Annotated in this window: 24 protein-coding genes; 12 read left to right on the forward strand and 12 right to left on the reverse strand. The window is 54.3% G+C overall.

Annotated elements, in window-relative coordinates:
- Positions 1 to 93: 93 nt before the first annotated feature.
- From SD425_RS09710 to SD425_RS09720, 3 genes are all read left to right on the forward strand, one after another.
- Complete coding sequence (locus SD425_RS09710; RefSeq protein WP_324677911.1) at positions 94 to 954, forward strand: SDR family oxidoreductase; 861 nt, start codon at positions 94 to 96, stop codon at positions 952 to 954.
- 334 nt (positions 955 to 1,288) lie between these two features.
- Entirely contained in the window at positions 1,289 to 3,919 is a 2,631-nt protein-coding gene (locus SD425_RS09715; RefSeq protein ID WP_324677913.1) for an MGH1-like glycoside hydrolase domain-containing protein, read from the forward strand.
- 207 nt (positions 3,920 to 4,126) lie between these two features.
- On the forward strand, positions 4,127 to 4,909 hold the full coding sequence (locus SD425_RS09720; RefSeq protein WP_324677915.1) for a S1/P1 nuclease: 783 nt from the start codon (positions 4,127 to 4,129) through the stop codon (positions 4,907 to 4,909).
- Positions 4,910 to 4,970: 61 nt separating this feature from the next.
- Here the strand turns inward: SD425_RS09720 and SD425_RS09725 are convergent, their stop codons facing one another.
- Positions 4,971 to 5,174, reverse strand: coding sequence for a hypothetical protein (locus SD425_RS09725; protein ID WP_324677917.1), 204 nt, complete (start codon positions 5,172 to 5,174; stop codon positions 4,971 to 4,973).
- A gap of 260 nt (positions 5,175 to 5,434) precedes the next feature.
- Here SD425_RS09725 and SD425_RS09730 point away from each other — a divergent pair, with 260 nt between their 5' ends.
- Entirely contained in the window at positions 5,435 to 6,154 is a 720-nt protein-coding gene (locus tag SD425_RS09730; RefSeq protein WP_324677919.1) for a dienelactone hydrolase family protein, read from the forward strand.
- A gap of 67 nt (positions 6,155 to 6,221) precedes the next feature.
- Here SD425_RS09730 and SD425_RS09735 read toward each other — a convergent pair whose 3' ends face one another.
- Complete coding sequence (locus tag SD425_RS09735; protein WP_324677921.1) at positions 6,222 to 7,199, reverse strand: AraC family transcriptional regulator; 978 nt, start codon at positions 7,197 to 7,199, stop codon at positions 6,222 to 6,224.
- Positions 7,200 to 7,500: 301 nt separating this feature from the next.
- Between SD425_RS09735 and SD425_RS09740 the strand changes: the two genes are divergently transcribed.
- Genes SD425_RS09740 through SD425_RS09750 form a run of 3 tightly spaced genes read left to right on the forward strand, consistent with a single transcriptional unit; the run spans position 7,501 to position 8,980 of the window.
- On the forward strand, positions 7,501 to 7,725 hold the full coding sequence (locus tag SD425_RS09740) for a hypothetical protein (protein ID WP_324677923.1): 225 nt from the start codon (positions 7,501 to 7,503) through the stop codon (positions 7,723 to 7,725).
- Between the two features lie 38 nt (positions 7,726 to 7,763).
- On the forward strand, positions 7,764 to 8,420 hold the full coding sequence (locus tag SD425_RS09745) for a head GIN domain-containing protein (RefSeq protein WP_324677925.1): 657 nt from the start codon (positions 7,764 to 7,766) through the stop codon (positions 8,418 to 8,420).
- Positions 8,421 to 8,428: 8 nt separating this feature from the next.
- Entirely contained in the window at positions 8,429 to 8,980 is a 552-nt protein-coding gene (locus tag SD425_RS09750; RefSeq protein ID WP_324677927.1) for a hypothetical protein, read from the forward strand.
- Positions 8,981 to 8,996: 16 nt separating this feature from the next.
- Here SD425_RS09750 and SD425_RS09755 read toward each other — a convergent pair whose 3' ends face one another.
- From SD425_RS09755 to SD425_RS09785, 7 genes are all read right to left on the reverse strand, one after another.
- Positions 8,997 to 9,356: an ankyrin repeat domain-containing protein gene (locus tag SD425_RS09755; RefSeq protein ID WP_324677929.1), complete on the reverse strand. Its 360-nt coding sequence runs from the start codon at positions 9,354 to 9,356 to the stop codon at positions 8,997 to 8,999.
- A gap of 309 nt (positions 9,357 to 9,665) precedes the next feature.
- Positions 9,666 to 10,256 carry a DUF4202 domain-containing protein gene (locus SD425_RS09760; protein ID WP_324677931.1) on the reverse strand — a complete coding sequence of 197 codons (591 nt, stop codon included), beginning with the start codon at positions 10,254 to 10,256 and terminating at the stop codon, positions 9,666 to 9,668.
- 93 nt (positions 10,257 to 10,349) lie between these two features.
- On the reverse strand, positions 10,350 to 11,423 hold the full coding sequence (locus SD425_RS09765) for a bile acid:sodium symporter family protein (RefSeq protein WP_324677933.1): 1,074 nt from the start codon (positions 11,421 to 11,423) through the stop codon (positions 10,350 to 10,352).
- Between the two features lie 99 nt (positions 11,424 to 11,522).
- Positions 11,523 to 11,822, reverse strand: a complete 300-nt coding sequence (locus SD425_RS09770; protein ID WP_324677935.1) for a DUF3861 domain-containing protein — start codon at positions 11,820 to 11,822, stop codon at positions 11,523 to 11,525.
- Between the two features lie 37 nt (positions 11,823 to 11,859).
- Positions 11,860 to 13,170: a PepSY-associated TM helix domain-containing protein gene (locus SD425_RS09775; RefSeq protein ID WP_324677937.1), complete on the reverse strand. Its 1,311-nt coding sequence runs from the start codon at positions 13,168 to 13,170 to the stop codon at positions 11,860 to 11,862.
- A 115-nt stretch (positions 13,171 to 13,285) separates the two neighbouring features.
- The gene (locus SD425_RS09780; protein WP_324677939.1) at positions 13,286 to 15,790 is read right to left on the reverse strand and encodes a TonB-dependent siderophore receptor; all 2,505 of its coding nucleotides are present in this window, start codon (positions 15,788 to 15,790) and stop codon (positions 13,286 to 13,288) included.
- Between the two features lie 236 nt (positions 15,791 to 16,026).
- A complete protein-coding gene (locus SD425_RS09785; protein WP_324677941.1) occupies positions 16,027 to 17,064 on the reverse strand; it encodes an LLM class flavin-dependent oxidoreductase in 1,038 nt (345 codons plus the stop codon).
- A gap of 203 nt (positions 17,065 to 17,267) precedes the next feature.
- Between SD425_RS09785 and SD425_RS09790 the strand changes: the two genes are divergently transcribed.
- Complete coding sequence (locus SD425_RS09790) at positions 17,268 to 18,029, forward strand: sulfite exporter TauE/SafE family protein (protein ID WP_324677943.1); 762 nt, start codon at positions 17,268 to 17,270, stop codon at positions 18,027 to 18,029.
- A gap of 8 nt (positions 18,030 to 18,037) precedes the next feature.
- On the opposite strand, the gene SD425_RS09795 is transcribed toward SD425_RS09790, so the two are convergent.
- Positions 18,038 to 18,454, reverse strand: a complete 417-nt coding sequence (locus tag SD425_RS09795; protein WP_324677945.1) for a hypothetical protein — start codon at positions 18,452 to 18,454, stop codon at positions 18,038 to 18,040.
- A 317-nt stretch (positions 18,455 to 18,771) separates the two neighbouring features.
- On the opposite strand from SD425_RS09795, the gene porV reads away from it, so the two are divergent.
- Positions 18,772 to 19,887 (forward strand): type IX secretion system outer membrane channel protein PorV, encoded by a 1,116-nt coding sequence (porV, locus tag SD425_RS09800; RefSeq protein WP_324677947.1) that lies wholly within the window; start codon positions 18,772 to 18,774, stop codon positions 19,885 to 19,887.
- 78 nt (positions 19,888 to 19,965) lie between these two features.
- Here the strand turns inward: porV and SD425_RS09805 are convergent, their stop codons facing one another.
- Positions 19,966 to 20,457: a hypothetical protein gene (locus SD425_RS09805; RefSeq protein ID WP_324677949.1), complete on the reverse strand. Its 492-nt coding sequence runs from the start codon at positions 20,455 to 20,457 to the stop codon at positions 19,966 to 19,968.
- A 195-nt stretch (positions 20,458 to 20,652) separates the two neighbouring features.
- Here SD425_RS09805 and SD425_RS09810 point away from each other — a divergent pair, with 195 nt between their 5' ends.
- The 3 genes from SD425_RS09810 to SD425_RS09820 all read left to right on the forward strand — a co-directional run bounded on the left by SD425_RS09810 (position 20,653) and on the right by SD425_RS09820 (position 25,124).
- Entirely contained in the window at positions 20,653 to 21,687 is a 1,035-nt protein-coding gene (locus tag SD425_RS09810) for an SDR family oxidoreductase (protein ID WP_324677951.1), read from the forward strand.
- A gap of 315 nt (positions 21,688 to 22,002) precedes the next feature.
- Positions 22,003 to 23,487: a M48 family metallopeptidase gene (locus tag SD425_RS09815; protein WP_324677953.1), complete on the forward strand. Its 1,485-nt coding sequence runs from the start codon at positions 22,003 to 22,005 to the stop codon at positions 23,485 to 23,487.
- A gap of 62 nt (positions 23,488 to 23,549) precedes the next feature.
- Positions 23,550 to 25,124: a DUF6770 family protein gene (locus SD425_RS09820; RefSeq protein ID WP_324677955.1), complete on the forward strand. Its 1,575-nt coding sequence runs from the start codon at positions 23,550 to 23,552 to the stop codon at positions 25,122 to 25,124.
- Positions 25,125 to 25,229: 105 nt separating this feature from the next.
- On the opposite strand, the gene mutM is transcribed toward SD425_RS09820, so the two are convergent.
- Positions 25,230 to 26,063 (reverse strand): DNA-formamidopyrimidine glycosylase, encoded by an 834-nt coding sequence (gene mutM / locus SD425_RS09825; protein WP_324677957.1) that lies wholly within the window; start codon positions 26,061 to 26,063, stop codon positions 25,230 to 25,232.
- Positions 26,064 to 26,114: the final 51 nt, after the last annotated feature.

Raw genomic sequence — 26,114 nt, forward strand, 5'->3', positions numbered from 1 at the left:
TAGGAATCAAAAGATACCTTCTTGCGTCTGGCAACCGAGCCAGATACCTTTGAGTTACTAAAAGTAACCATTGGCTTCTAATCATCCAAACGTATGCTAGCTATTACGGGCGCTACCGGCCATCTGGGCCGTGCCACCATCAACGCTTTACTGTCTAAAACTTCTGCTGATAAAATAGTTGCGCTAGTGCGCGACCCGCAGAAAGCTACTGACCTCAGCCAGCAAGGCGTGCAAGTGCGGCAAGGCGACTACAACGACCTAGCTTCCCTGGAAGCCGCTTTTCAGGGCGTAAATACGGTACTGCTCATTTCGGGCGACGACTTAGCTGCTCGCACTCAACAGCACAAAAACGTGATTGATGCCGCGAAAAGCGCTGGCGTGAAGCACGTTATCTATACCAGCGTGGTGAAACCCTCACGCGAGTCGCATTTCCCCGCCTCGCCCAGCCACGTGGATACAGAAGAGTATCTAGCAGCTTCCGGCCTAACGTACACACTGTTCCGGAATGCGCTCTACCTCGATTTCGTGCCGATGATCGTCGGCCAGGACGCAGTGCCAAGCGGTAAGATCTTCTCCGCCGCCGGCGACGGCAAAGTAAGCTACGCCCTACGCAACGATATTGCCGAGGCATTGGCTAACGTACTCACTTCCAGTGGGCACGAGAATAAAACCTACGACATTAGCCTAGGTACAGCGTATTCCATCCAAGATGTAGCTACGGCATTGAGCGACGTAACGGGTAAAACCATTGAAGTCGTTTCGATTTCGGGCGACGATATGGCCGCCGGCATGCGCCAGCACCACGTGCCCGAGCCGATAGTGTCGATGATGGTGGGCATGACCGAGGCCATGAAGCAGAACGAGTTTGATGTACCTAGTGCAACGTTCGAGCAGTTGCTCGGGCACAAGCCCACCGATTTGAAACCTTTCCTGACTAGCGTGTACAGCAAGTAACTGCCTAATCGAAAAGCGCGGCCGCAACTTCTGCGCTTTACTCTGCATCGCCAACGGGGCGCCAAGAACTAGTTCTTGGCGCCCCGTTGGCGATGTCTTTGTTTGGGGCACGCTATCTACTTTATAAAAAGATTAACCCTAGCTTCACGAAGCCGTACGGCAAATCAACATAGCTAAAATTCTATGGTTGAGCTTGTTTTAGGCCTCAGCGGATAGAGAACTTGGCCGCGTTAGATAGAAGTAGGCTAGCTAGCTTACCTCCCGTACTTCACTGCCCGACCCGTAGTCGGCCGCCCCAATTAAGGAGCCGAGACGCGCGTCCCACCTACGTTGCATGACACAAGAACAAATACGCTTAGCGGAAACCAAGACCAAGGAAATTAATTGGCAGCGCTTTGGCCCCTACCTCTCTGAGCGGCAGTGGGGCACTGTGCGCGAAGACTATAGCTCCAACGGCGACGCTTGGAACTACGTGACCCACGAAGCGGCTCGCAGCTACGCCTACCGCTGGGGCGAAGAAGGCATCGGCGGCATTAGCGACCACCGCCAGCTGCTGTGCTTTTCCGTCGCCTTATGGAATGGGCAGGACCGCATTTTAAAAGAGCGCCTCTTCGGCCTGACAAATAATCAAGGTAACCACGGCGAAGACGTGAAGGAGTGCTACTACTACCTCGATAGCACGCCTACGCACTCCTTCATGAAGATGCTCTACAAGTATCCGCAGCAGGAGTTTCCGTACGTGAAGGTACGCGACGAAAATATGCACCGAACGCGTCAAGATCCTGAGTATGAACTGATGGACACAGGCATATTTGACGATGGTCGGTACTTCGACGTCTTCATCGAATATGCTAAAGCGGGCCCCGAGGACATTCTGATCAAGATAACCACGCATAATCGCGGCCCCGAAGAAGCTAGCCTGCACGTGCTGCCGCAGCTGTGGTTTCGTAACACCTGGGCCTGGGGCTATGATCCTTACAAGCCGCAGTTCAGTACGTCCGCTTCGGGCGTGGTGCAGATCGACGAGCGGGAGCTAGGTCGCTACAAGCTGTACTGCGAACAGTCGCCCGATTTGTTATTCTGCGACAACGACACCAACGGTGCTAAACTCTACGGCCTCGACCCGGATGGACATTACTTCAAGGATGGCATCAACGACTACCTCATTGAAGGTGATACCGAGGCTATCAATCCGGAGCAGAAGGGGACGAAGGTCGCTGCGCACTACCCATTAACCCTAGAGCCGGGCGAGGCCCACACAGTACGCTTGCGTTTGAGCAAAGGTCGGCAAGAGAATCCGTTTGGAGATTTCGAGCATCTGTTTGCCCTGCGTCAGCACGAAGCCGATGAGTTCTACAATTGCATTCAGCAGGAAATAAAAGACTCCGACGCGCGCAACATTCAGCGGCAGGCGTTTGCGGGCATGATGTGGAGCAAACAGTTCTACTACTACGACGTATCGCAGTGGCTCGATGGCGACCCGAACGTCGTAACGCCCCCGGCTGAACGCTTGAAAGGCCGCAACAGTACCTGGCGCCACCTCTATAATGCCGACATCATCTCGATGCCGGACAAGTGGGAATATCCCTGGTACGCCGCCTGGGACCTAGCTTTCCACTGTATCTCGCTGGCTATGATCGACTCGCAGTTTGCTAAGAGCCAACTGCGCCTGCTCACCCGCGACTGGTACATGCATCCCAACGGGCAGCTGCCCGCCTATGAATGGGCACTTGGCGATGTGAACCCCCCAGTGCACGCCTGGGCTACCTGGCGCGTGTACCAGATGGACCAGAAGCAGAACGGCGGCCAAGGCGACACGGCCTTTCTGGAATCGGTGTTTCACCGCCTCACGCTCAACTTCACGTGGTGGGTAAACCGTAAAGACCGCCACGACCACAATATCTTCGAAGGAGGCTTCCTAGGCCTAGACAATATTGGTGTGTTCGACCGCTCGGCGCCGCTGCCTACTGGCGGCTACATCGAGCAAGCCGACGGCACTTCTTGGATGGCCATGTACGCCCTGAACCTGATGCGTATGGCGCTGGAGCTAGCCAAAACGAGCCCTGTGTACCAGGACATTGCAAGCAAGTTTTTTGAGCACTTCCTCTACATCGCCGAGGCCATGACTAAGGTGGGCGACGAAGCATTCAACCTCTGGGACGAGGAAGATGAGTTCTTCTACGACGTGCTGCACACCCCCGATGATCAGCGCGTAAAACTTAAAGTGCGCTCCATTGTAGGGCTGATTCCGCTATTCGCCGTGGAAGTGCTCGACGAGGAGCTGCTGGAAAGCATGCCCGATTTTACGCGGCGCCTGAAGTGGTTTCTCGAGAACCGTCCGCACCTGGCCGAACTGGTTTCGCGGTGGCAGGAGCCGGGCAAGGGCGAGCGGCACCTGCTATCATTGCTACGGAGCCACCGCATGAAGAAGCTGCTGGAGCGTATGCTCGATGAAGGAGAGTTCCTGGCCGATTACGGCATTCGGGCGTTGTCGCGCCATCACTTAGGCAATCCGTATGTGTACCGCACGCTGGAAGCCGACTTCACCGTGAAATACGTACCCGGTGAATCGGAATCGAGCCTGTTTGGGGGGAATTCCAACTGGCGCGGCCCGATCTGGTTTCCCATTAACTACTTGTTAATCGAGTCGTTGCAGCGGTTTTATTACTACTACGACGATTCTTTTCAGGTGGAATACCCCACGCGCTCTGGTGAGCTGCATTCGCTCAAGGAAATTGCCGGTGCACTTTCGCAGCGCCTCACCCGGCTGTTTCTCCGCAACGAAGAAGGCAAGCGCCCTGCCATGGGCGACAACCCCGTACTGCAACACGATCCGCACTTCCGCGACTATTTGTGGTTCCACGAATACTTCCACGGCGAGAGTGGTTGCGGCCTAGGGGCTATTCACCAGACCGGTTGGACAGGCCTTATTGCCAAGCTGTTGGAGCCAAACGGAAAGGATTAGCAATAAGATGGTCCTGGAGAGTGAGTACTCAGTGACGAGTCAACAAGTTTGAGGAGAAGACTAGCCTGCTGCTACAAATTCTTGCCTAGGTATGCAGCCTTTGTAAAGCTAGGTTGTTCTTGTGCTTTACTTTTCCTCACGACGTCACTCTCTAAAGAACGAGTCTTATTACTCCTTACCTAGTACTTACGACTCTCACACACCTGCATGCTTAAGAAATATTGCGCGCTGTTTTTGCTGGCGCTGTTGCCTTTCAGCCTTCGGGCTTGGGGCGTAATGGGTCACCGCACGGTGGCTAAAATTGCCCAGAACCACTTGAAAAAGAATACCAAGCGGCAAATCGCCCTGCTACTTGGTACGGAAACCATTCCGCTGGTAAGTACGTGGGCTGATGAAGCTCGTTACTCATCCGAGTACAAAGAAACTGGGCCGTGGCACTTTGCCAACCTGCCCGACGGGCTAGGTTACGAGCAGTTCTCCACCCAGCTCAAAGCCCTCACGGTGCCGAACGCTTACCAAGCGTTGCAGCAGAATATTCAGATCCTGAAAGATCCGACCAAGACCAAGGACGAGAAGATCATTGCGCTCAAGTTTGTCATTCACATCGTTGGCGACGTGCACCAGCCCATGCACGTAAGTCGGGCGGAGGACCAAGGCGGCAACAAGATTCAGGCAAAATACCAGGGTAAAGAAACCAACCTGCACAGTCTCTGGGACAGCGGGCTAGTTGAATACCAGGGCTATACCTACAGCGAAATGGCGCAGGCTTATGATCATGTGCGGGGAAGCCAAAGGAAGAAGTGGCAGGCTGCCGACCCCGTGCAGTGGATGTTTGAGTCGTACGAAATTAGTCAACAACTCTACGCCGAGGCCGCCAAGGGCACTGACTTCGATTTCCGTTATACGCCCGCGCATTTGCCTACGGTGCAAGCACGTATCACGCAGGCTGGTATTCGGTTGGCAGGCGTGCTAAATACTATATTCAGCTAAAAGCCAGCTAAATACCTGGCGCTTACCTAGGCCGCTACTCTCTTGGAGAGTAGCGGCTTTTTTATTTTTTGCGGTTCTGTACTGTGATAACTGATTTGCCGGCGGTGTCGCGGCTAGAGATGTGGCGTTGCTGCGCGCGTTGCTCGTCTGTTTCGCTATGGATGGTGTTCTCCTTCGTGGCCCAGAACAGCGCCAACACCGCTATTACTACCATCAGAACGTAAATGATCCGGGTCTGTCGTGGGATAATCTCGCTTGGTTTCATTGTCGAAGGCGATAAGTCCAACTCCCTAACGAGGAATGCGCGTTGGAGTTGCTAAGATGAGTTAAACAGTCAGGTTTGCAGGTGCTTGGGAGCTAGGCTGTTCTGTAATTAAAGATTGGAAAGCTAAGTTACCCTTCGAAACCGAGAGCCAGAATTTGAGTTTACAGCTAGCAAACGCGCAAACCAACCTAGCCTAACTGCCGCCCCCAAGCGAGGTCGGCGCTTAAAAGCAGTATCAACCAAGCCCTCTACATCAACTTATGAGTTACCCCAATGCTGTGTCGTTGCAAGTGAGCGACGGCACCGAAATGCAAGCCTACACGGCGCGCCCCCTTACCACCGGACCTACCCCCGGAATCATCTTGCTGCAGGAAGCCTTTGGTGTAAATCACCACATCCGCAGTGTGGCCGACCGGCTTGCGGAAGAAGGCTACGTGGTGGTAGCGCCAGAGCTGTTTCACCGCACGGCCGCGCCCGGCACCGAGATTTCGTACTCTGATTTTGGCAGTGCCGCACCGCACTACCAAGCTATTAACCCCCAAGGTCTTACCGCCGACTTGCAGGCGGCGCATGCGTGGCTGCAAGAACAACCCAACGTGGTGACGGATCGGATCGGAAGTATTGGCTTTTGCCTCGGCGGACGCGTGTCGTTCTTGGCAAATGCTGTGTTGCCGCTCGCAGCGGCTGTTTCGTACTACGGCGGCGGCACGCATTTGCTGAAAGATCGGGCGCCAGAGCTGCACGCCCCGCACCTGTTCTTCTGGGGCGGCCAAGACAAGCACATTACGCCCGAGCAAGTAGCTGAAGTAGTGCAAGCGCTGGATGCCGCCGGCAAACCGTATATCAACACCGTTATTTCCTACGCCGACCACGGTTTCCACTGCGACGAGCGCCCCAGCTATAATCGCGAAGCGGCCCAAGAAGCGTGGGCCCTAACCATGAGCTTCTTCAACGAAAAGCTCCGCTCGCCCGAGTTCTAAAGCTAGGCATCAGTTTCTATGCAAAAAGCGCCGAACCTTTTGGTCCGGCGCTTTTTTGTGTTCCTACTTAACGCAGCTCCCGCGGCGACACACCAAACTTCTTCTTGAATGCCGTGCTGAAGTGCTGCAGCGACGAATACCCTAGCTCAAAAGCTAGCTCACTGGCTGTTTTTTGGCCTCCAATTAACTGCGCCTTGGCTTCTGCCAGCCGAAAATCGGCCAAGTAGCCGAACACAGTTTGACCGAACTGCTCCTTAAAGCCCTTCTTCAGCTTGAACTCGTTGAGGCCGGCCAAGCGGGCTAGCTCGGGTAGCGTAGGTGGTAGTTGCAGGTGCTGAATGAGGTAGTCGCGGGCGAAAAGCAGCCGTTCTTGGTCGTACTCGGTGCGGGCAAAGCGGCGGGGCGTGTCAGCTTGCGCAAAGGCATCGGTTTGCAAAACAAGTATTTCGATTGCTTTAGAATACAGGAACAGCTTTTTGAGTCGACCCTGAAAACGGCAGGTAAGCACCTCTTGAATAGCCGTATGCAAAGCCAACCCTAGGTGCAGATTTTCTTCGCCGAGCACTGCTGGCCGGCCGCACCGGATGTCGTCGGCGAAGCGGCGCAGGGGAGCAGAGGCATCCTGCGCCAGTGCCAAGAAAGCTTCCTTGGTGAATTGCAGAATAAACGTTTCCGACTCTAGCTCTTCGTAGCGCATCGTGGCCTCGAACCCCGGATGATAGGCTAGGTAGTGCTGGTAGCTAGCCATACGGTGCACCCGCCCCGACCGCTTATTCTCAATAACAACCCGACCGCGTAAGTTGAAGTGCAGGTGTACCACGTCAAGGTCGGTGCGCCAAGCAGTTTCGAAAGGCTGATGATAATGCCAGTGCGAGTAGCCCATCCGGATGCCATCGAAGTACCAATGCGCCAAGTAGCCGCGGCCCACAGGCAAGTCTAGGGTCTGCGAGGCCTCTACCAGCTCCGACGAGTGAAAGTCTGAGGCAACGTAGGCGTTCTGATGAACGAGGCTTAAGTCAGTACTGTGGCGAACTTCAAGCGGCATGACAGATCAAGCAGAGAAGGTAGCTGACGGTAGATAAATACAAGCTTACTCGACCGGATATAGCGCCAAAGGCGCAAACTGCCTTGTAACCTAGCACATAAAGGTGCAAATAATAGTTATGAACTTGTTGTAAATAAAGGAGTTGAGCTTACACCAGACGGAGCTTTTGCTTAGCGAGAGGCAAGCACCAGATTAATTCCGGCTCTTGCAACTGAGATTCCCGCTTGTGTAACGCCTAACCCTGTGGCCCAACGCAACTTTGCTAGTGCTCCGAGAAGACTAGCAAACGGAGCCCGTGGCTATGCAAGAAATAGAAGTCTTCCGGACCAACGTAACGTGCCGTCGGGTGGCGGTAGGGCTCCTGCGGCAGTTGCAGGCGCACTATCCTACCTGGGGCATCAGCTTCGACCTCACCGACTGCGACCGGGTACTGCGCGTGCAAACCTCTGGCTGCCCCGTCGATTGCCCTTTTATCATCAACGTACTGCGCGCCAGTGGTTACCATTGCGAACCGCTGCCCGAATGATCTGCCTTATGGTTTCCTTTAAACAACTTCGTCAGCTTATGAAAACGCAAGGAAGCGGCACCATGGCCGTACAGCAGCAACCAGTTAGCTCGTTTACCCGCCTGCACCTGAGCGTGCGCGGCACCGTAGAGTTGCACCAAGGTGCGGAGGAAAAAGTGGTGGTAGAGGCCGACGATAACCTACTCGACTACGTGCAGGTAGTCAACTCGGGCCGAACCCTCTACGTGACCAGTGAAAACAAATTGCGGGCGCCGGCCTTCACTGACCTGCGCGTCCAAGTGTATTTGCGCCAAATCGACGAACTATACATTGCCTCTCAAGGTGCAGTAATTTGTGCAACGCCCTTGGTGAGTACCGAAGCGCTGACGGTGAAGGTTTACTCGCAGGGCAATACTGCGCTACGAGTAGTCGCCCCAACGCTCACCCTTACTGCGGCCAGCCAAGGCAACTTGAGCGTAGCTGGCCAAGCCGGTGAGGCCGTAATCAAGCTAGCTAGTGAAGGCAACTTCGATGGTCGCGACTTGTGTGCTCAGCACTTGCGCTTGCGCAATATGTCGGAAGGCAACATTGACTTGTATGCCGAACAGACCATTTCGCTCACTCACCTAGGTCAGGGGTATATCCATTATGCAGGTCCCGCCCGGCTGGCCGACGTGCGTCAATACGGCGCCGGTGAGATCTGCCACGTAGCCTAGCTTGTACCATGACTCCAAAGCGAATCCTTTTGCTTGGCAAACGCCCTGATGTGATGCAACGCCTTCTGCGGCAAGTACACGAGGCTGGTTTGCAGGCCCAAGGCAGCACTGACCTACCCACCTTTCACCAACAGTTCAACGCCCTCGACTTCGACCTTATTGGCCTAGGTGGTGGACTAGAGCAGCCGGAGCGCCAAGCGTTACTATTGGCGTTCCGCCGCCACAATCCTGCTGTAGAAGTTGTCGATCTGGTGGCGCCGTTGGTGGTAGAACAACTGCGCTACCATACCCAAAAAGTGGCCGCTCCTCTGCTATCAGACTTGCGGGTGCGGGTACCCGATGACGTAGAAATCAGCTTCATCGCTGCAGATGCGTGCAGGCTCGAAGCTAGCTTCTATCACTACAATCCGCAGCCGGTGGAGCAAGTGGTGTTTGCCGGAGAAGTGCCGCAAGGAGTCAACGTGGTGGAAATCAGTAAAACCTCCCTAGGTCCTGGGCCGAACTTTGTGGCGCTAAAAACAAAAACCGGCGAGATTCTCGCCGGTCGGATTGAAGCGTAGCACGGGCAAAGCCGACTTACTTCATCTTTTGTTCTATCAAAGTTGCTACGTCTTGCTTGCCGGCTTCTTTGGCCATAGCTAGAGCATCCTTGCCATCGTCGTCTTTGGCTTTTGCATCGGCGCCGCTAGCTAGCAGCAATTCCACAACAGATTTATGTCCTTTGCCGGCCGCTGCCATCAGCGCCGTTGCTTTGAACGCATCCGCTTGATTCACTTGAGCTTTATGCTTTAGCAGGAGCTTTACCATATCTAGGTTGCCACTACCAGCGGCTGTAATGAGGTAAGTGGTTGATACGCCAGGCACAATCTCAATAGCCGTGTTGGGATTTGCTCCCGCTGCCAGCAGGGGCTCGGCCGCAGCAGCATTATTTTTCATGATAGCGGCAAAAAGCTCTTTGTTCTGGGATTGAGCCTGGGTTACAAGCGTAAAACACAAAAGTGTAGCAATGAGTAGTAAACTCTTCTTCATTTTTATTGTATAGGAATAAGTCAAGTTTTCGGCGAAGGTAAGCACAAAAATCAAAGAATAATATCTGTGCTATATTCAGCCAAGTTGAACGAAAAGCAGGGAAGATAGCGCAGACAACGCTACTTCCCCAAAGCCTACTCCACTTGCAATAAGCGTGCTGTATTGACGAGAAAACGTCATTTGTACAAGAGCAGAAGTAGCGCTACTGAGCCGCTTCTATGCTAGCGCCTTGGCTACCAGCGCTTGCGCCGAGGCTGGCATATCCAATTGTAAAGCTAGCGCATGACCTTGCGGCGTCATCTTGCGCCACGTCTTTTGTACAATATCGATTACTTTCTCTTCTGGATACTGTTTAGCAAAGTCGAGAAAGTAATATTCCAAAAATACCAGGCAGATAACGTCCTCTAGCAACTGCATCTCAGGGTCGGTTTTCAACTGCTGTTTTTGTAGCAGCGTCTGCACCCGGCCTATGATTTCGGCGTCGTAGCCAACCTCTTGCATGATTTGTCCGGCGAGTTCAGCGTGGAGGCGTTTGAGGCTGTTACGCCACTTGTGGTAGCCAGCTGTATCCATCGGGAAGGCATTGCGTGGAATGCTCCAGCGCCGAATGTGCTGGCACCTAGCTGCCAGTTGCAAAGCCTCCGAAGCATCGGGCGCCACTCGGCCCAAGCAGGCGCTCATACGGTGGGCGTATAGCACCTCCTTGGGATAATGCTTGCCGTCAGCAATTTCTATCGTGGGGTCTTCGCTGTTGGCTTCGTCAAAGCGCCGAAGGGCCTCGTCAAAGCGGGGTTTGTTAGTAATCATACGCGCAGCCATTTCAGGCAAGATAAAGAGGCAGTGGCAGAATGCTGCCAGTTTAGGCGTAAAGTAGCACAACAACTCCCACGTACGAAGGCATTATGCCGACCTAGGTGGTGCGCTGGCTACAGCAGCAGCTTGCTCGTTTTGCCTGCCCTGAGCCCGCGCAATAATGCTGGCAATCAGGATTTGAATGGCGTGGTAGAGCATGAGCGGCAGCAACAAAGCACCCGTCGCTGCTGTGCCGGGAAAGAGCAGATTGGCCATCACCGTGCCATGTACTAGCGACTTTTTGGAACCACAAAAAACGGCCGTAATGCGGTCTTCTTCACTAAAACCTAGCAGGCGACTGATCAGCGTCACAATTCCATAGACCAGAAAAAACAAGCCTGCCATGCCTGCGCTCAGCGCCACAATACCAAGGGCGCTGTAGCCCTGGAACACGTGGCGTGCGAAGGATTCGCAGAACGCCGTGTACACAATCAGCAAAATCACAAACTGGTCGGAGAGGCGCAAGGCATTACTGTGCTTGGCAGCAAAAGCGCCCAGGCGTGCATTGAGCAGCACACCCGCCACGACTGGCAGCACCACTTGCAGGAGTAAATCGGTGACGAGGCCACCTAGGTTCGCACCCTCCGTGTTGGTGTTCAGCACCAGGCTGGTGAGCAGGGGCGTGGCCACAATGCCGATAAGGCTCGAAATGCTAGCGTTGAAAATAGCCGCCGGAATATTGCCGCCCGCAATCGACACCATCACTACCGACGTGGAAACTGTGGAAGGCAGCGTTGTCAGGAAGAAGATGCTGCTCCAAAGCGTGGCGTTTTCTTCGTGGGCGAACAGGGGACGGGCAGCGAGAGCCAGCAACGGGAATAATACAAACGTGGTGAGCTGCACCAGCACGTGCAAGCGCCAGTTGCGCATACCTACCCGCAGCTTCTCCATACTAAGCCGCAAGCCATAGAAAAAGAAAATCAGCCCGACGCCAATGGTCGTAATCTGGTGCCACGGGATGGGGCTTTCGTCACTACCGATGCTCGGGGCTAGGTACGCTAGGCCGACCACGCCGGCCAGAGCCAGGAGAAAAGGATCGAGCCCGATACGTGCGAGCAGTCCCGAAGAACGGGTGGCAGGTACGAGTTGGGGTGGAGTAGCAGGAGGGTTCGTTGTAGGCATGTGCTATCCTACGACGACAACTACGAGGCGGTTGGAAAGCAATACGCCGCACCTGGTTCTCCAACCTAGTGCGGCGTGTGACAATACCAAGAACAGCGCTTACTCTTTATTCAAGGCTTTTAGCTTCATAATCAGGTCGCGGAACGGACCGTGAAAGTCAGCAAAGAGCGGATTGTCGCGGTAGGCAAGCTGGGCATTGCTCAGCAGCTTCACGCCCAAGGCCAGCGAGGCGGCGTTTTGAGCGTCGAGGCCGGAGTTTTGCTGCACTTTCTCCAAGATATCAAACAGATTGTCGTGGTTGGTGAAGGTGTAGGTGAACGGTTCGTGGGGTGTTTGCTCGCCGTTGGAGTCAGCTAGGTGCTCCAGTGTGAGCCGATATTCGTGGTGTCGTTTAGCCATGGGAAGGTACTTGAAGAAGCCACTGAGCTTTGGGTTGCTAGGATAATGCAACAGCTAATGGCTTCTGTTGCTTTTTCTTGCTCTTGTTTGTGCGGTTCCACCACAGAATGGTACCTGTGATTGGGAAGGTAGCGCCCAGTAACACAATGATGAACGCTAGTATTTTGGTGGGTAAGCCGAAGATGGCGCCGGTGTGGACGGGCTTGAACAGACCGCGGATTTTCTGGCCGGCTGGGCGCTCGGCGTAGGCTTGTTGCCGCAGGATTTTCCCCGAATACTGATCGAGGTATACTTCGTCGGTGGCATTTTCGGTTGGGGCACCCGGGCGCAGCATCGCCACGCGGATGCTACCGGTGGGCTCTTTGGGAAGCTGCACCGAGAAGCTTTCGGCATCAGGAGCCTGCTGGCGGGCAAAAGCTAGCACGGCATCAGCTGCCATGGTGGGAGTGCCTGCGCCCGTAGCAGTGGAAGTAGGCGGCTCAGGCCGCTGTTGAGGCGAGTGGGTGAGAGTGTTGATCGTTTTGGTTACCCAATCAAACGACATACCCGCACCTGTAAGGGCCATGATGAACAAGAACAGTGAGCTATAGAAACCTAGCACAATGTGAAAATCGTGGTTGAGGCGCTTCCAGCTGCTGCCCCACTTTATCGTCAGGCGCTGGCTGAACATGCGGCGTGCAGTAGGCCACCACAAAACCAAGCCGGTGCCGAGGATGAAGAGGAAGATAATGGAGTTGATACCCATTACCGTTTTGCCAATGCGGCCCGCTACCAAGCCCCGGTGAATCTGCTCAACGGAATGGAAGAACGACTCGCGCGGATTCATCTCGCCTAGCACGGCGCCCGTGTAAGGGTTTACAAACACCCGAGGACCATTGTCGCCGCCGCGGCCTCCTTTGCCACCGGGCCCACCTTTACCGCCTGCTGCGCCTTGCTGGCCTTCACCCCGTTGCTCGCCTTGTTGCCCGCGCATTCCTTCCTTCTGGCCTTCGCCACGCTGTTGGTTCATGCCCTCGCTACGGCCTCCACCGCCCTGCTCACCCTTGCCAGCCCCACCAGGACCGCCCGGTGCACCAGCCAAGCTTACTTCCACGCTGCGAGTCGGGTCGGCATACACCTTCACCCCGCTGATTTTGGCTTTAGGCTTATAGGTGCGCACTGCCTCGGTAATTTGAGCAAGCGAAAGGCGGGGCGTAGCGGCGGCTTCCACGAAGTAGCGCTCAGCGTGCCAGGATTGTTCCAGTTCTTTCTCGAACACCAGAATAGATCCGGTGAGGCATACTATCACCAAGAACAGTCCCGAAACTAAGCCGAGGTACAGGTGAATGCGACGAAAAAACACTTTCATAAGAGACGAACTGAGTAGCAGAGTAAAATGGACAGGCTAGGTTTTTTGCGACTAACCCACCGGACAACGAAGTGCCCGGTGGGTGTAGCATATAAGACAAGGTTTGAGGTAGAACTTACAGTTTGTAAGACACTGTAGCCGAGAAGTTACGAGGCGCAATCGGATTCACGCTGTTGTCATCATGTAAGTTATAGCTTAGCTCATCAAGGATGTTAGCTAGCTTCACACGCACTGCGAAGCGGTTGTAGTTGTAGCCTAGTGAAGCGTCAAACAGCACATAGTCGGGGATAGAAATGAGCTTAAAGGCGTCAGCGGAAGCAGCAATTGGCTTGCCATTCACGAAGGTGCGTGGGTTGCGGCCCGCAATTTTATCACCCACGTAGTAACCCGTTACGCCAGCTGTTAGCCCTTTTAGGAAGGTGTTGTCGCCGAAGGAGTTGCTGAAGTTATAGAACATGCTCAGGTTAGCCGTGTGGGCGGGGTTGTAGCGCAGGCGGCTGCCGTTTTCATAGAGGTTGCTCTTCGTGTAAGCGGTGTTGTTGTAGCTGTAGCCGGCAATGAAGGTCCAACCTAGGTAAGGCTTGCTTTGCACATCAACTTCCACACCTTTGCTGGTCACTTGGCCAGCTAGCTCCTGAGCCGTTGGGATGTTGACGTTGTAGTTCGGGGCGCTTGGTAGAATCGTCTGCGACTGGTTGCTGTTCACGATTTTGTAAGCCGTTACGTTGGCCGACAGCAAGCCGTGGAACAAGTCGTTCTTGATACCTACTTCGTACTGGTCGATGACTGAAGGAGCTAGGTTCTGTCCCGTTGCGTCGATGCCAGAGTTTGGCGAGAAGGAGTTGGAGTACGAAGCAAACAGCGACGTATTCTTCAACGGCTGGTACACTAGGCCAAGGCGAGGCGAGAAGGCATTGTCGTAGCGGCGATTTTCCACCACGGTTGTTGCGCTGCCTTGCTTGTAAGTGTACACATCGCTCGGCGTTTCCTGGTAGCTCCACCGTACGCCAACCAGCGCCTTCAGCTTTTCGCTGAGGCTCAACAGATCTTGCGCATAGAAGCCAGCGCGGCGCGTGTTGCCCTTGGTGAGCGTATTGCGCAGCAGCTCGTCGTAGCCGCCTACGCGGGTGCGGGGCTGTCGCAGCTCCGTGTTGCGGTTGAAGACGTTAATGGAGTCGTAAACCGCGCTTGTATACGCTAGGGTGTTCGTGTTGTACTGGTCAGCATCAGCGCCGATCAGCAGCGTGTGACCGAGGAAACCGGTGCGGAAGGTTCCGCTCAGGTCAACTTCAGCTAGGTAATAGTTTTCGGCCGTTTGGGTGCGCTGCAAGCTGCGCTGCCAATCGCCGTAGTATTGGCCGGGCTTGGCCACAATACCGATAGGACGGGAGGCGCTGCGGAGCTGGTTGTCGTAGCGCTGGAAGCCGGCTACCGTGCGTAGCTGCCAAGCGTCGGTGAGATGCGTGGTGAGGGTAGCGGTGGCGCTGGTTTGCACCGTCGCATTCTTCGCACCTAGCGCGTTCAAAAAGCGGTTGCGGGAATCCTGGATTTCGTAATTGATGGCCCCGATGCCAAAGTCCGGCGTGCGATTATCGCGCAGATAGTCGCCTTCCAGTACCAAGTTGGTCTTGGGTGTGAGCTTGAAAAGCAGCGAAGGATTCACGTACACACGGTTCGACTTTACGTCGTCGCGGTAGCTGTCGGCGCGCTCGTAGGTGCCGTTGAGGCGAAACGCTACTTTTTCGCTTTGACCTACGGCGCCGTACACGTCAAAAATTGGCTTCACCAGTCCGAAGCTGCCAGCGCGCAAGCTTACCGAACCACCCCGCTCGAAGCGTGGCTTCTTAGTAACAAGGTTGAGCACGCCGCCGGGGCCTACGTTGCCGTATAGAATGGCGGCGCTGCCTTTTAGCACTTCCATGCTCTCCAAGGAGCTAGCTTCGGGCATTACGCCGTTGTTGAAGCGCACACCATTCTTGAAGGTGTTGTTGCTATTGTAGGCAAAGCCGCGGCTACCTAGCTCTTCCTGCGTGCCGCCCGTGGTGCTGGTGACGTAGATGCCGCTCACGTTCACAATGGCGTCGCTGAGGCGGAGCACCTGCTGTTGCTCCAAGGTTTCCTGGTTAACGGTCACCACGCTCTGCGGCAAGTCGAAGGGACGAATGGGCATTTTGCCCACGCCCGTAGGCCGCTGATTGATCGTGCGCGTCTCGGTAACAGTTACTTCCGATAGCTGCTGTGCACTCTGCGCGAGCTGCACGGTAGGCAGCGTCGTTGTTTCGCCGGCTGCTACGCTTATGTTAAACTCTTGAGGCGCAACACCTAGGTAGCTCACAACGAGTACGTGGCTACCAGCCGGTACTGCCAGCCGAAAGCGACCATCAGTCCCTGTATTGGTGCCGAGCGAAGTGCCTTTAATCAGAATGCCCACTTGCTCAGCTGGTTGGCCGTCGCTCGTTGTTACTTTCCCCACGATAAGCCCCTTATTCTTGTCTGGTACGTCTGAGCTAATCAGCTCATGCGACTTTGGTGTAACCATCGCTAACTCGTGCTGCGCTTGGATCGTCAGCGGCATACCTAATAAGAAGAGAAAAGGCCAGATCGGGGTAGAAGAGGGCATAAGTTTATTTAGACTGTTTAAAAACAGTACAAATGAACGGTCTATTTAGATTCGCTCAAAATAGCTTGCGCAATTTTTTAAGATTATTTCTAAATAAGCCTAGCTGTCAATACCAGATGGTTAGGTAAGTGGTTGATGCTATTGGGCTTGATGGCCAAATAAAAAGAGCGCCTGATACGAATATCAGACGCTCTCTACCTAGAATCAACTTATGCAGAATCTCTGCTTGTCGGTTTTTACACCGCCATGGCTACCTGCGCTGTTCGGGGTGTTAGCTCAAATACTTGTGCGAGTAACTCATAAGAGCGGAGCCGGTCAGCGAAATCGTGGGTGATGGTGACGGCTACAATCTCATCTACGTCGTAGTCGGCGGCTAGCTTGGTTAGTTTGGCGTGTACCTGCTCGGGAGTGCCGCTCACCATGCGCTTCCGCTGGTGGGCCACGCGGCCTAGTTCCTCATCGGAGTAGCGATAAGCCTTAATTTCCTCGTAGGGCGGAAAGCCAACCCGCTCGCCCCGTTCGAGGCGCATCATTTGCAGCACCATCGTGTCTTCGAGCTGCTTGGCCTTCTCCGCCGTATCGGCGCACATCACAAAAATGGCAAAGTTGGCCTGTGGTGCACGCAACAATGGCGAGGGGCGAAACCGCTCCTTGTACATGCGCATCATCTGCGGGCCGCCGTTGGGGTTAATGAAGTGCGCAAAGGAAAACGCCCACCCTAGGTAAGCGGCAAACAACCCACTTTGCCCGCTGGAGCTGAGCAGCCAGCGCTCAGGCACCGTGTCGGTGACGGGAGCAGCCTGCACAAAAGGTCCTTCGCCCTGCTCATCGGTGAGGTAGCGGTCGAGGTCCTGGAGCTGGTCGATGAAGTCGTTTTCATCAAACTTGTTGGCGGGGTTCAGAATGGAAGCTGTCAGCCGGTCGCCACCCGGCGCCCGGCCAATACCTAGGTCGATGCGATTGGGGTAGAGGGTTTCGAGCATCCGGAAGTTTTCGGCCACTTTTAACGCACTGTAGTGCGGCAGCATCACGCCACCTGAGCCTAATCGTAGGTGCTCAGTTTCGGCGCCGAGACGCGCCAGTAGGACCTCCGGCGTAGTGCCCGCCAACGACCCCGCGTTGTGGTGCTCCGATACCCAATAACGGGTGTATCCCAGACGGTCGGCAAGATGCGCTAACTCAATAGTATTTTGAATAGCCTGCCGTGCAGTAGTGCCCTGAGGAATAGGCGACTGATCGAGCACGCTAAGGCGGATTTGCTTTGTTGCGTCCATAGCTATGAAAGTTATACTTGGTTAAACAAGCAGCCGCAGCTAGGGTTCAACAGACAACAAGCCCGTGGGCTGCGTAAGGAAAAATAATGGGATTGGGGTAGCTTCTACGTAGAATATTCGTGCCAAGTAGCGCCCAATGTAAGGGTAAATCTGAGGCGGCAGTTCGGATTAAACCTACAAGCTAGGCTACCTTCGCGGGCATTATGACCCTCACGCTCGTTCTGCTCTGCTGTTTTGCCTTCTTAGCCGGCTTCATCGACTCCATCGTGGGGGGCGGTGGTCTTATTCAGACGCCGGCCATGCTGCTATTGCTGCCTACGGTACCCGTGCCCACGGTGCTCGGTACCGGCAAAGTGTCTTCTATTTCGGGTACGGCTATGGCGCTTCAGCGCTTCGCCGGCAAAGTGCCGATCCGCTGGCGCTCGGTTGGGGTAGCAGCGTTGGTGGCGGGCATTATGTCCTTTGTGGGCGCGCGGGTGGTGTCGCTGCTGCCGTCGGAGCTGCTGCGGCCGTTGGTGCTAGGCCTGCTCGTGGTAATTGCCATTTATACCTTCTGGCGCAAAGATTTTGGGGCCATCCACGCTCCGCGCCTCGACGACCGCCGTGAGGTGCTGTTCGGTATCGGGATTGGGCTGGTCATCGGGTTTTACGATGGCTTTTTTGGGCCGGGCACGGGCAGCTTTCTGCTGTTTGCCTTCGTGGGGATATTCGGTTATGACTTCCTGAGTGCATCGGCCTCTTCGAAGGTGGTGAACGTGGCTACCAACCTTACGAGCCTAGCTTACTTCGCTTATACTGGTCACATCATCTGGCACATCGCCTTGCCTATGGCTGTCTGCAACGTCACGGGCTCAGTGCTCGGCACCCGGGTGGCGCTGAAGCAGGGGGTAGGCTTTGTCCGGATACTATTCCTGGTAGTCGTCTGCGGAATCATCATCCGGCTAGCCTACGACACCTTCAAGTAAATCGGGCCTTATTTCTTGTTGGAGGCTGCCGACGCTGCTTGATAGGTTTTGCGCGGCGCATCAAAACATAAGCCTTGGTCGATGATCAGCACCCCGTCGTGCAAAGAGTAGCTAGCCGTAGGAGTGTAGCTGGGCCAACTAAAGCTGATCAAGGTAGTGTCCGTGGTGCAAGTGGTTGAGCCTTTAGTTAACGTATAGGTGCCGGTTTGTTGGACTTGTCCGTCCTTATACGTCGTCACTTTTCCATCAGCATCGAATGCAATGGCTTCGTCGGGAGTAGGCGTATTGGCTGGGCAGTAGCACTCTAGGCGCGTAAGCAACCAATAGCCAACCAGACTGGTTGGTTTGGGCGTATCCTTATCAGACTTGCAGCTAGCTACGCCTAAGCCTAGGAGCAGAAGGACGGAGTGCACATGCGTTTTCATGGCCAAAATAGGTGTGTGGGACTTTTGTAAGGAAGAGGCTTTGTGGCTGTTATTTGGTTGCATAGACCCCGCAAAAGTTCTTGACTGAGCAGCGCCTGATAGTCTGGAGGTAGAAAGGTTTCGCTTCTGCCGCTGCGTAAATTAATATACAACCTTGTCGCAATATTCAGGGTGTCTAGTAGTTAGGTTATGGTTGCTGGACTACGCACCGTTTATAAGATCATAGTCCGATGACGGCACCTTGGGTTGGTCATATAGTTTATTCTTCCCCAACCAGAGTGCACTTGCTAGCCAACTACCATTCTTACCCATATTTTATGTTATCTACACCAACATCTTGGCGCTTGGCGCTACTCACCGCAGGGCTGCTAGGGCCCCTATCATGGGCGGAGGCGCAACAGCGGTATAATCCCATCGTCACGGCCGTACCTTTCCTCTCGCTCAGTCCCGATGCGCGTTCATCAGCACTAGGGCAGGCGGGGGTAGCGCTCAGCCCCGACGCTAACTCGGCGTTCTACAATGCAGGCAGGCTAAGCTTCGTGCCAGCCGACTACGGCCTATCAGCCTCGTACATTCCGTGGCTGCGAAACCATAATTCCGCTACTTGGCTAGGTTCGATGGCTGGCTACGCCCGCCTGAGTCAGCGCTCAGTAATCGGTGCCGATTTGCGGTATCTCAACCGTAGCTACAGTCTTGCCAATAGCGGCGCTACCAGCGAGTACGCCGTCGGGGCATCCTACAGCTATCAGTTGAACGAGCATTTGGGGGTGGGGATGACGGTGCGTTACATCCGCGTCAATACCGATAGTACACAAACCCCGGATCAGTCGGTGGCGGCCAGCCTAGGTGTATACCACCACAAAGACCTAGGCACCGGGCCATACAAGCTAGGTTTGGGCGCCGCCATCAACAACATCGGCTATATGCTGGCTTATACCCGGCCTGCTTATGCTAATCCGCCGCGTGCTGACTATCTGCCCACTACCTTACAGATTGGCGGGGCCCTCACTCGGACGTTTACCGTCAACAGCACTCTTACGCTGACTGTTGATGCCAGCAAGCTCTTAGTGCCGACGCCACCCAGCCAGATTAACCCCGCGGCTGCGAACAGCGTATTTGATAGCATGGTCGCTTCGTTTAGCGATGCACCCGGTGGCGCGCGAGAAGAAGCGCGCGAAGTCCGGCTGTCGACCGGCGTTGAGTACGCCTATAAGCAGATGATATTTGCGCGAGCCGGGTACTACTACGAAAACAAGTTGAAAGGCGACGGGACATACGCCAGCGTTGGGTTTGGCGTACACTACGGGTCTCTCGGCTTCGATGGGACTTATCTTATTCCGGACAGCCGTCAAAATCCCTTTACGCAGGTGTTCCGACTATCGCTGCATGCTACTTTGCACAAAGCGCAGCCCGCCGACCCGCAGCGTACCTAGCTTGACTGGGGGTTAAGTAACCCTACATGTAGAAACCAAAAGGCCCGCTAAGCGGGCCTTTTGGTTTACGCGGAGCGCTTATTCTTCACGACCCGCTGGCAAGCCAGGCGCGGAGTTGCCTTGCGCGCCACGCGTGCTGGGTACGCCCATCTTTTGCTCGCGCTTTTGCTGGTAGCGGTTAAACTGATCGGGGGTAAGCACATCTTTCAGCGCCGCCACGCGCGAAGCACCAATGTCCTGGGCCATACGGTTCAAACCCGGCAAATCTGCTTTGTAGCGGTTGCTGGCCGTTTCCATGTTGCGCACGCTGGTCAGATTGATCTGCCGCACTTTCTCTACTTGCTGAGGAGTGAGGGCTAGGCCTTGGCGCATGTTTTCGGTAAGTGCATTGGCACGCTCCTCGACGCGCGCCGAGCTAGGTGCCGGTGTGGCGCTGGCAGCCGGCAACGTTACTTTGGTTTTCTCGGAGGGGCCAGCAGTAGGTTTTACTTTGGTCTTGACGGTGGTTTGTGCCTGGCTAGCTACCGAGAAACTCAGCGCAAATAGCAAGGCAAACAGAGAGGTTTTCATGAGGTGGAAAGAAGCGGAGAACAAGAAAGTCAGGCTAACAAAAAGGAAAGTCAGTGCAAAAACTGAGCAATTTACCGCCAAAAGTAACAGCGTTTTGTCGCTAACGTTCCCCAATACTGCTTTCATGTGCCGTTGTGCCAAAATCTGACAGGCTGTAAGCGCAACCTTTCCGCCTCCGTTTCCTTACAAGTTGGTATGAAGCGAGAAAATCAAAACAACTGGCTTGTGGCCGCGGCGGCTGCAGCCGTTTTCGCGGCCGCTACCGTGTGGCGCAACCGCCGGGGCTCCTATGATTTAGAGGGCCGCGTGGTGCTCATCACCGGCGGCTCGCGCGGGCTAGGATTAGTGCTAGCCCGGCAAGCTGTAGCGGAAGGCGCGAAAGTGGCCATCTGCGCCCGCGACGCCGAGGAGCTGGAGCGGGCCCGGCAGGAGCTATCCGCCGCTGGTGCCGAAGTCATTGCCCTACCCCGTGACCTCACCGATGCCGATGCCGTGCGCACGCTGGTGGAAGAAGTTCAACAAAAGCTAGGTCCCGTTGATGTGCTGGTGAACAATGCTGGCATCATCACCGCCGGTCCGCTCGATAACACCGAACTGCGCGACTACCAAGACTCAATGGATACGCACTTTTGGGCGCCGCTCCACGCTATGCAGGCCGTGCTGCCTTCTATGCGCCGGCGGGGCGAGGGCCGTATCGTAAACATTGCTTCGCTAGGTGGCAAAGTGGCTATTCCGCACCTTGCTCCTTACAGTGCCAGCAAATTTGCGCTGGTAGGCTTGTCGGAAGGTTTCCGCGCCGAGTTGTCCCAGCATGGCATTATGGTCACGACAGTATGCCCGGGCTTGCTGCGTACGGGTAGTGCCCGTCATGCCATCGTAAAGGGGCAGCATAAGAAGGAGTACTCCTGGTTTACGATTGCCGACTCCATGCCGTTCTGGACGCTGAGTGCTGAAACGGCTGCTCGCCAGATCTGGAATGCCTGCCGCCGCGGCGACGGCGAAATCATCCTGAGTGTGCCCGCTAAAGTGCTAGCAGCTTTCCACGGCCTCATGCCTGGTGCCGCCACCGACATCCTAGGTTGGGTAAACCGCAGCCTGCCCGATGCCAGCGAACGAGGCAACGAGCGTCGCCACGGCTACGAAAGCGAAACCCCGCTCACGCAATCGTGGTTGACCACGCTTACCCGCAAAGCTGAAAAGCAGAACAACGAGTTGAGCAGCAACCGATAAGCTAGGTCTGAATAGCAGACATACAAAGCTCCTTATGCTATGCTGATTGAAGCTTAGTATAAGGAGCTTTGTATGTCTGCTAGAGTCAAGCGTTTGTTTGGGCAGGTTCATCACCGAGGCGACACACCTATAAGTGTGTTCTGTTTTTTCTTCTAAAGTGGATTGGTATAGAAGGTGAATAGATTGTTGTGTTAACAAAATAGTTATACAATCCAAAAGATATTTTATTAGTAAGGTTACCATTATTCCGCTGCGTCGGCACAGATTTGGATATATTGAAAAGTATATATTATTAGGTAATCCTGTAGTGCTTTTATGCTACGATTAGTATGTGGTTTGCTACTGTTGGTAGGATGCTTACACCAAGTTTGTGCGCAAGATCAATCGTATCTTCCTTATTACTCCAAGGATACTGCCCGGGTATACCAATTGGCCGTACTGCACCGCAACGCCATAAAAGCACACTTTGTAGTGCCTAAAAGTGGCAACAAGGAGTACCGCGAACATTACCAGGAAGTAGTTCAGCAAACGTCGAATGACGTCTATAACTCCATCCGCTACTCAGCGCTGCTCGACGCCGAGTTGGAGCCCTATGCTCAGCAAGTCTTCAGCCGTATTCTGAAGGCTAACCCAAACCTGCCGGCCACAGCAAAGCTAGTACTCACCAAGAACCCCGAACCTAACGCTTATGCCGTAGGCAATGGCACAGTGGTACTGAACGTTGGGTTGCTTCCCCGACTTGAGAACGAGAGCCAGCTAGCTTTCATTTTGTGCCACGAGCTAGCCCATGTCAAGTGCCAGCATATGGAAAACGGCATCCGGGAGCAGCTAACGGCTCTGCACAGCCACGAGGTGAAACGGGAGGTTCGCCGCATTATCAATTCGCAATACAATATCAGCTCCAAGATCAAGGCACTAGCGCTAGGCTTTTCGCTGAACAACAACTATCACAGCCGCCGATACGAAAAGCAGGCCGACTCATTAGGCTACGTACTGCTGACCCACACCTGCTACGATGCTCCCCAAGCCTACCGCGCACTACAACTACTTGACACCATTGACGAACCCGAAAATACAGGCTCTGTGCCGCTGCCGACTTACTTTAGCTGCAGCAACTTCCCCAAATCGTTCGGAGTAGCTCCCGCTAAGTCGCAGTCTATTTTCACGGTGAAGACACCGCAGAAAACAGCCCTGGAAGCTACCGATACGCTGAAATCGCACCCAGACTGCGCCAAGCGGATGCGCTTTATGGAGGTTCTAGCCCAAGGCCATGTAGCAAAGGGGGCACAGACTGCGAACGGGGCAGCCTATAGCCGCATCCGGCACATCAGTCGGTTAGAAGTTATCCAAAGCTGGTTTGATTACGACTGCTACGATCATGCCCTGTTTGAAGCCCTACAGCTACTGCCCCAGCAGCCGCAGAGTACATACTTGCGCTCGGTCGTGGTGCTGAGCTTGTATGCCTTACGGCAGCATCTAGAGAACCATACCTACTACGAAGTGGTAGCGAACATCTCGCAGCAGAATCCCGCTAGCTTCAATGAGTTGCTGCGAGTGCTGCACGACCTTCATTTTGATGATTTCAAAGGTCTGAGCTCCTGTTTCGTGCAAACGACGGGTCTGGAAGCCGCTGCTCCCAGCAATGAATACGATTTGGCGGCTTGCTACGCCGCCCGAGCCCTAACCGCCGAGACAACATCGGTTTTGAAAGCGCAATATCAAAAGCAGTATGCCGGAGGGAAATTCGAGAAGCTACTATTCTCTACCTCTTCTCTAAAGACAACTACTTCGTCTCGCTAAAGCACACATTATTTCACTTCTCTCATAAGAATCTTATCACCAACTTTTTACCTAGTTATTTAATGTTGTTTACTAAACGTGCGGCTCTCGCCGCCATCTTCGCGTTGTCGGCGGCAGCTGGTTTCGCGCAAACCAGTACGCTGAACGGTATTGAGCAGATGTCTCGTTCGGCGCTGTCGCCTATTTATAGCGGTAACGAGGTAAAAGGCTACATGATGTTTGGCCACGGCGATAAGGCCGACCGGAAAAACGATAATTATTTGCTCGACTTCTACGACCAGGATCTAGGCAAAGTATTAAGCGTTACGATTCAGAAGCCAGCTAACCGGTTTGCCCTGCTGAAAAATAGCTTCAACGGCTCCGCTTTCGCCTTCTACTTCTGCAATTTCAAAGACGAGACGCTCGAAATTGAAACGTACGACACCAGTCTGAAAAAGCTAGGTACCAAAGTGATTGAGGATTTGTCGAAAGTCGACAAGATGATTATCCAAAACCAGCTAAAGCAGAACGGCGAGACGGATAACTTTCAAGGTACAATGAGTCTGTTCGCGGTGCCGGGCCACGGCTTCGTGCGCAACAGTTTCTCCGGCATGATGAAAGGATATGCCTTGGTGATGTACGATGATAACCTCAAGATAAAGTGGCGGCTAGCTTCCGACGAGAAGTCGAAGCAGTACGAAATGGTTAGCCTCACCGAAGCCACCGACAAGTACATCCTCGGTATGATGGTCCGCCGGGATGGCATGATGTCGAAGCAGGTAACGTCCTCCATGGTGGCCATCGATGCTACTACCGGAAAGAAAGTAATGGACTTGCCCGTGGAAACTAGCAAGACCGAGCAACTGTCGCTGAGCTCCTTTACGTTCGACCCCGAGAAGCGCGAGTTTGTAGCGGTCGGAGAATACTATAAGCTAGATGACAAGCCTTTTGTAAATAAAAGCCAAGGCTTCTATATCAAGCGCTTCTCCGAGGCGGGAAAAGTTGTGAGCGCCAAAAACTACGGTTGGCAGAAAGAAGTTATGTCACTCATGCCAGCCGAAGCAAAAGCTAGCTTGGAGGACAACTTCGTGAACTACACGCACTCTATCGTGAAGGGCGCCGATGGCAAGCTGTACATTGTAGCCGAGCAGTACAAGATTGTCGCCGATGGTATGGGAATCGCTCTGTCCGCGCTGGGTGGTGGCAGAGGTCCTAGTGTATCGAAAGGTAAGATTGGTAACCTGCTGGTATTCGAACTCGACCCACAGGCCAAGCTTTCGAGCGTGAAGTTTTACCAGAAAGATCCCTCTAATGCCACGTTGCCTCCTGGTACGGGCTTCATGAGCGCCGGCATCCTTGGCCACGTGATTAAGTCACAAGGTGGCTTCGACTATCAGTTCTTGCAACGTAACGACGCGAATAGCCAATTCAATGTCGTGTACATCAACTTCGACAAGGAGAAAGGTGAAGGCACGAAGCGCATCATTGGTAACATTGCGTTTGGCGACAATGGCAAGTACGCAGTAGATAAAATCGACTTCACGAGCACGGCTAATTATTCCTATCTGTATCCAGCCAAGCCTGGCTACGTGATGATTGCCGATTACTACAAGAAGAAAAATCAGCTTGGAATGAAGCTGGTTAAGCTGAATATCTGATACTAGCTACCAACAAAAAAGCCCGGTTATAGCCGGGCTTTTTTGTTGGTAGCTTATCTTGTTTTTAAGCAGGGGTTGGGGATAGCACTTTCGTTGAACGAGAAGCTAGCTAGCTTCTTCCGCCGGTACTGGCTGGCAGACGGGGCAGAAATAAGTAGCCCGGCCGCCCACGTACTTCTTCTCAATCTCGACCTTGGGGTGACGCGGACAATACTTATGCTGGTCGGTGCCGGGCGTGGCGGAAGTGTCCCACTCGCGGGCGTGGATGAGGAAGGACGCGGGGAAGTGCCGGTAGGTGGCTTCGTGCCGAATGGCAGTGGTGAGCACAAGCTGAATGGCTCCGCGTAGATCTTCAAACTCCTGATCAGTCAGGGTGTTGGCGCGGCGTTCGGGGTGAATTTTGGCTTGGAACAGCACCTCGTCCACAATCCAGTTGCCCAGGCCAGCAGTGATACCTTGGTCGAGCAGCAGCGGCTTAATGAGCTGCTTCTTCGCACCCAGCACTTTCTGCAAGTGTGCCGTCGTCACATCAAGTGCGTCGGGACCTAGCTTTTTGGCTTTCTGATACTGATCTACGCTGTCGGCTAGGCGGATACGGCCGAACTTGCGCGGATCGATGAAGGCAATGCGTAGTCCGTCGGCGAGGTGCAGGGCCACGCGGGTGAAACGCGGGGCATCGTGGTCGTCACGGTAGGCGCCTACGTCGCCAGTCATACCGAAGTGTAGGGCCAGGGCTGTGCCGTCGGAAAGCTCCAGAAAGCAGTTCTTGCCAAGCCGACGAGTGGCCGTAACATGTTGGCCGACCAAGCGTTGCCGTAGCAGGTCTTCGTCGACGGCTAGCACGTGGGCGTCGCGTACTTCCACAGCGGTAATAGGCTGGAGCAGGATGAGTTCGTCGAGAAAGCGACGGTAAGTTTCAACTTCGGGTAATTCGGGCAAGGGGCGGAAGCTAGGTGGAAATACTGCGACAAGAGGTTGTCTTTGGTAACA

Origin of the sequence: Hymenobacter sp. GOD-10R (assembly GCF_035609205.1) — a bacterium.
Taxonomy (GTDB): Bacteria; Bacteroidota; Bacteroidia; order Cytophagales; family Hymenobacteraceae; genus Hymenobacter.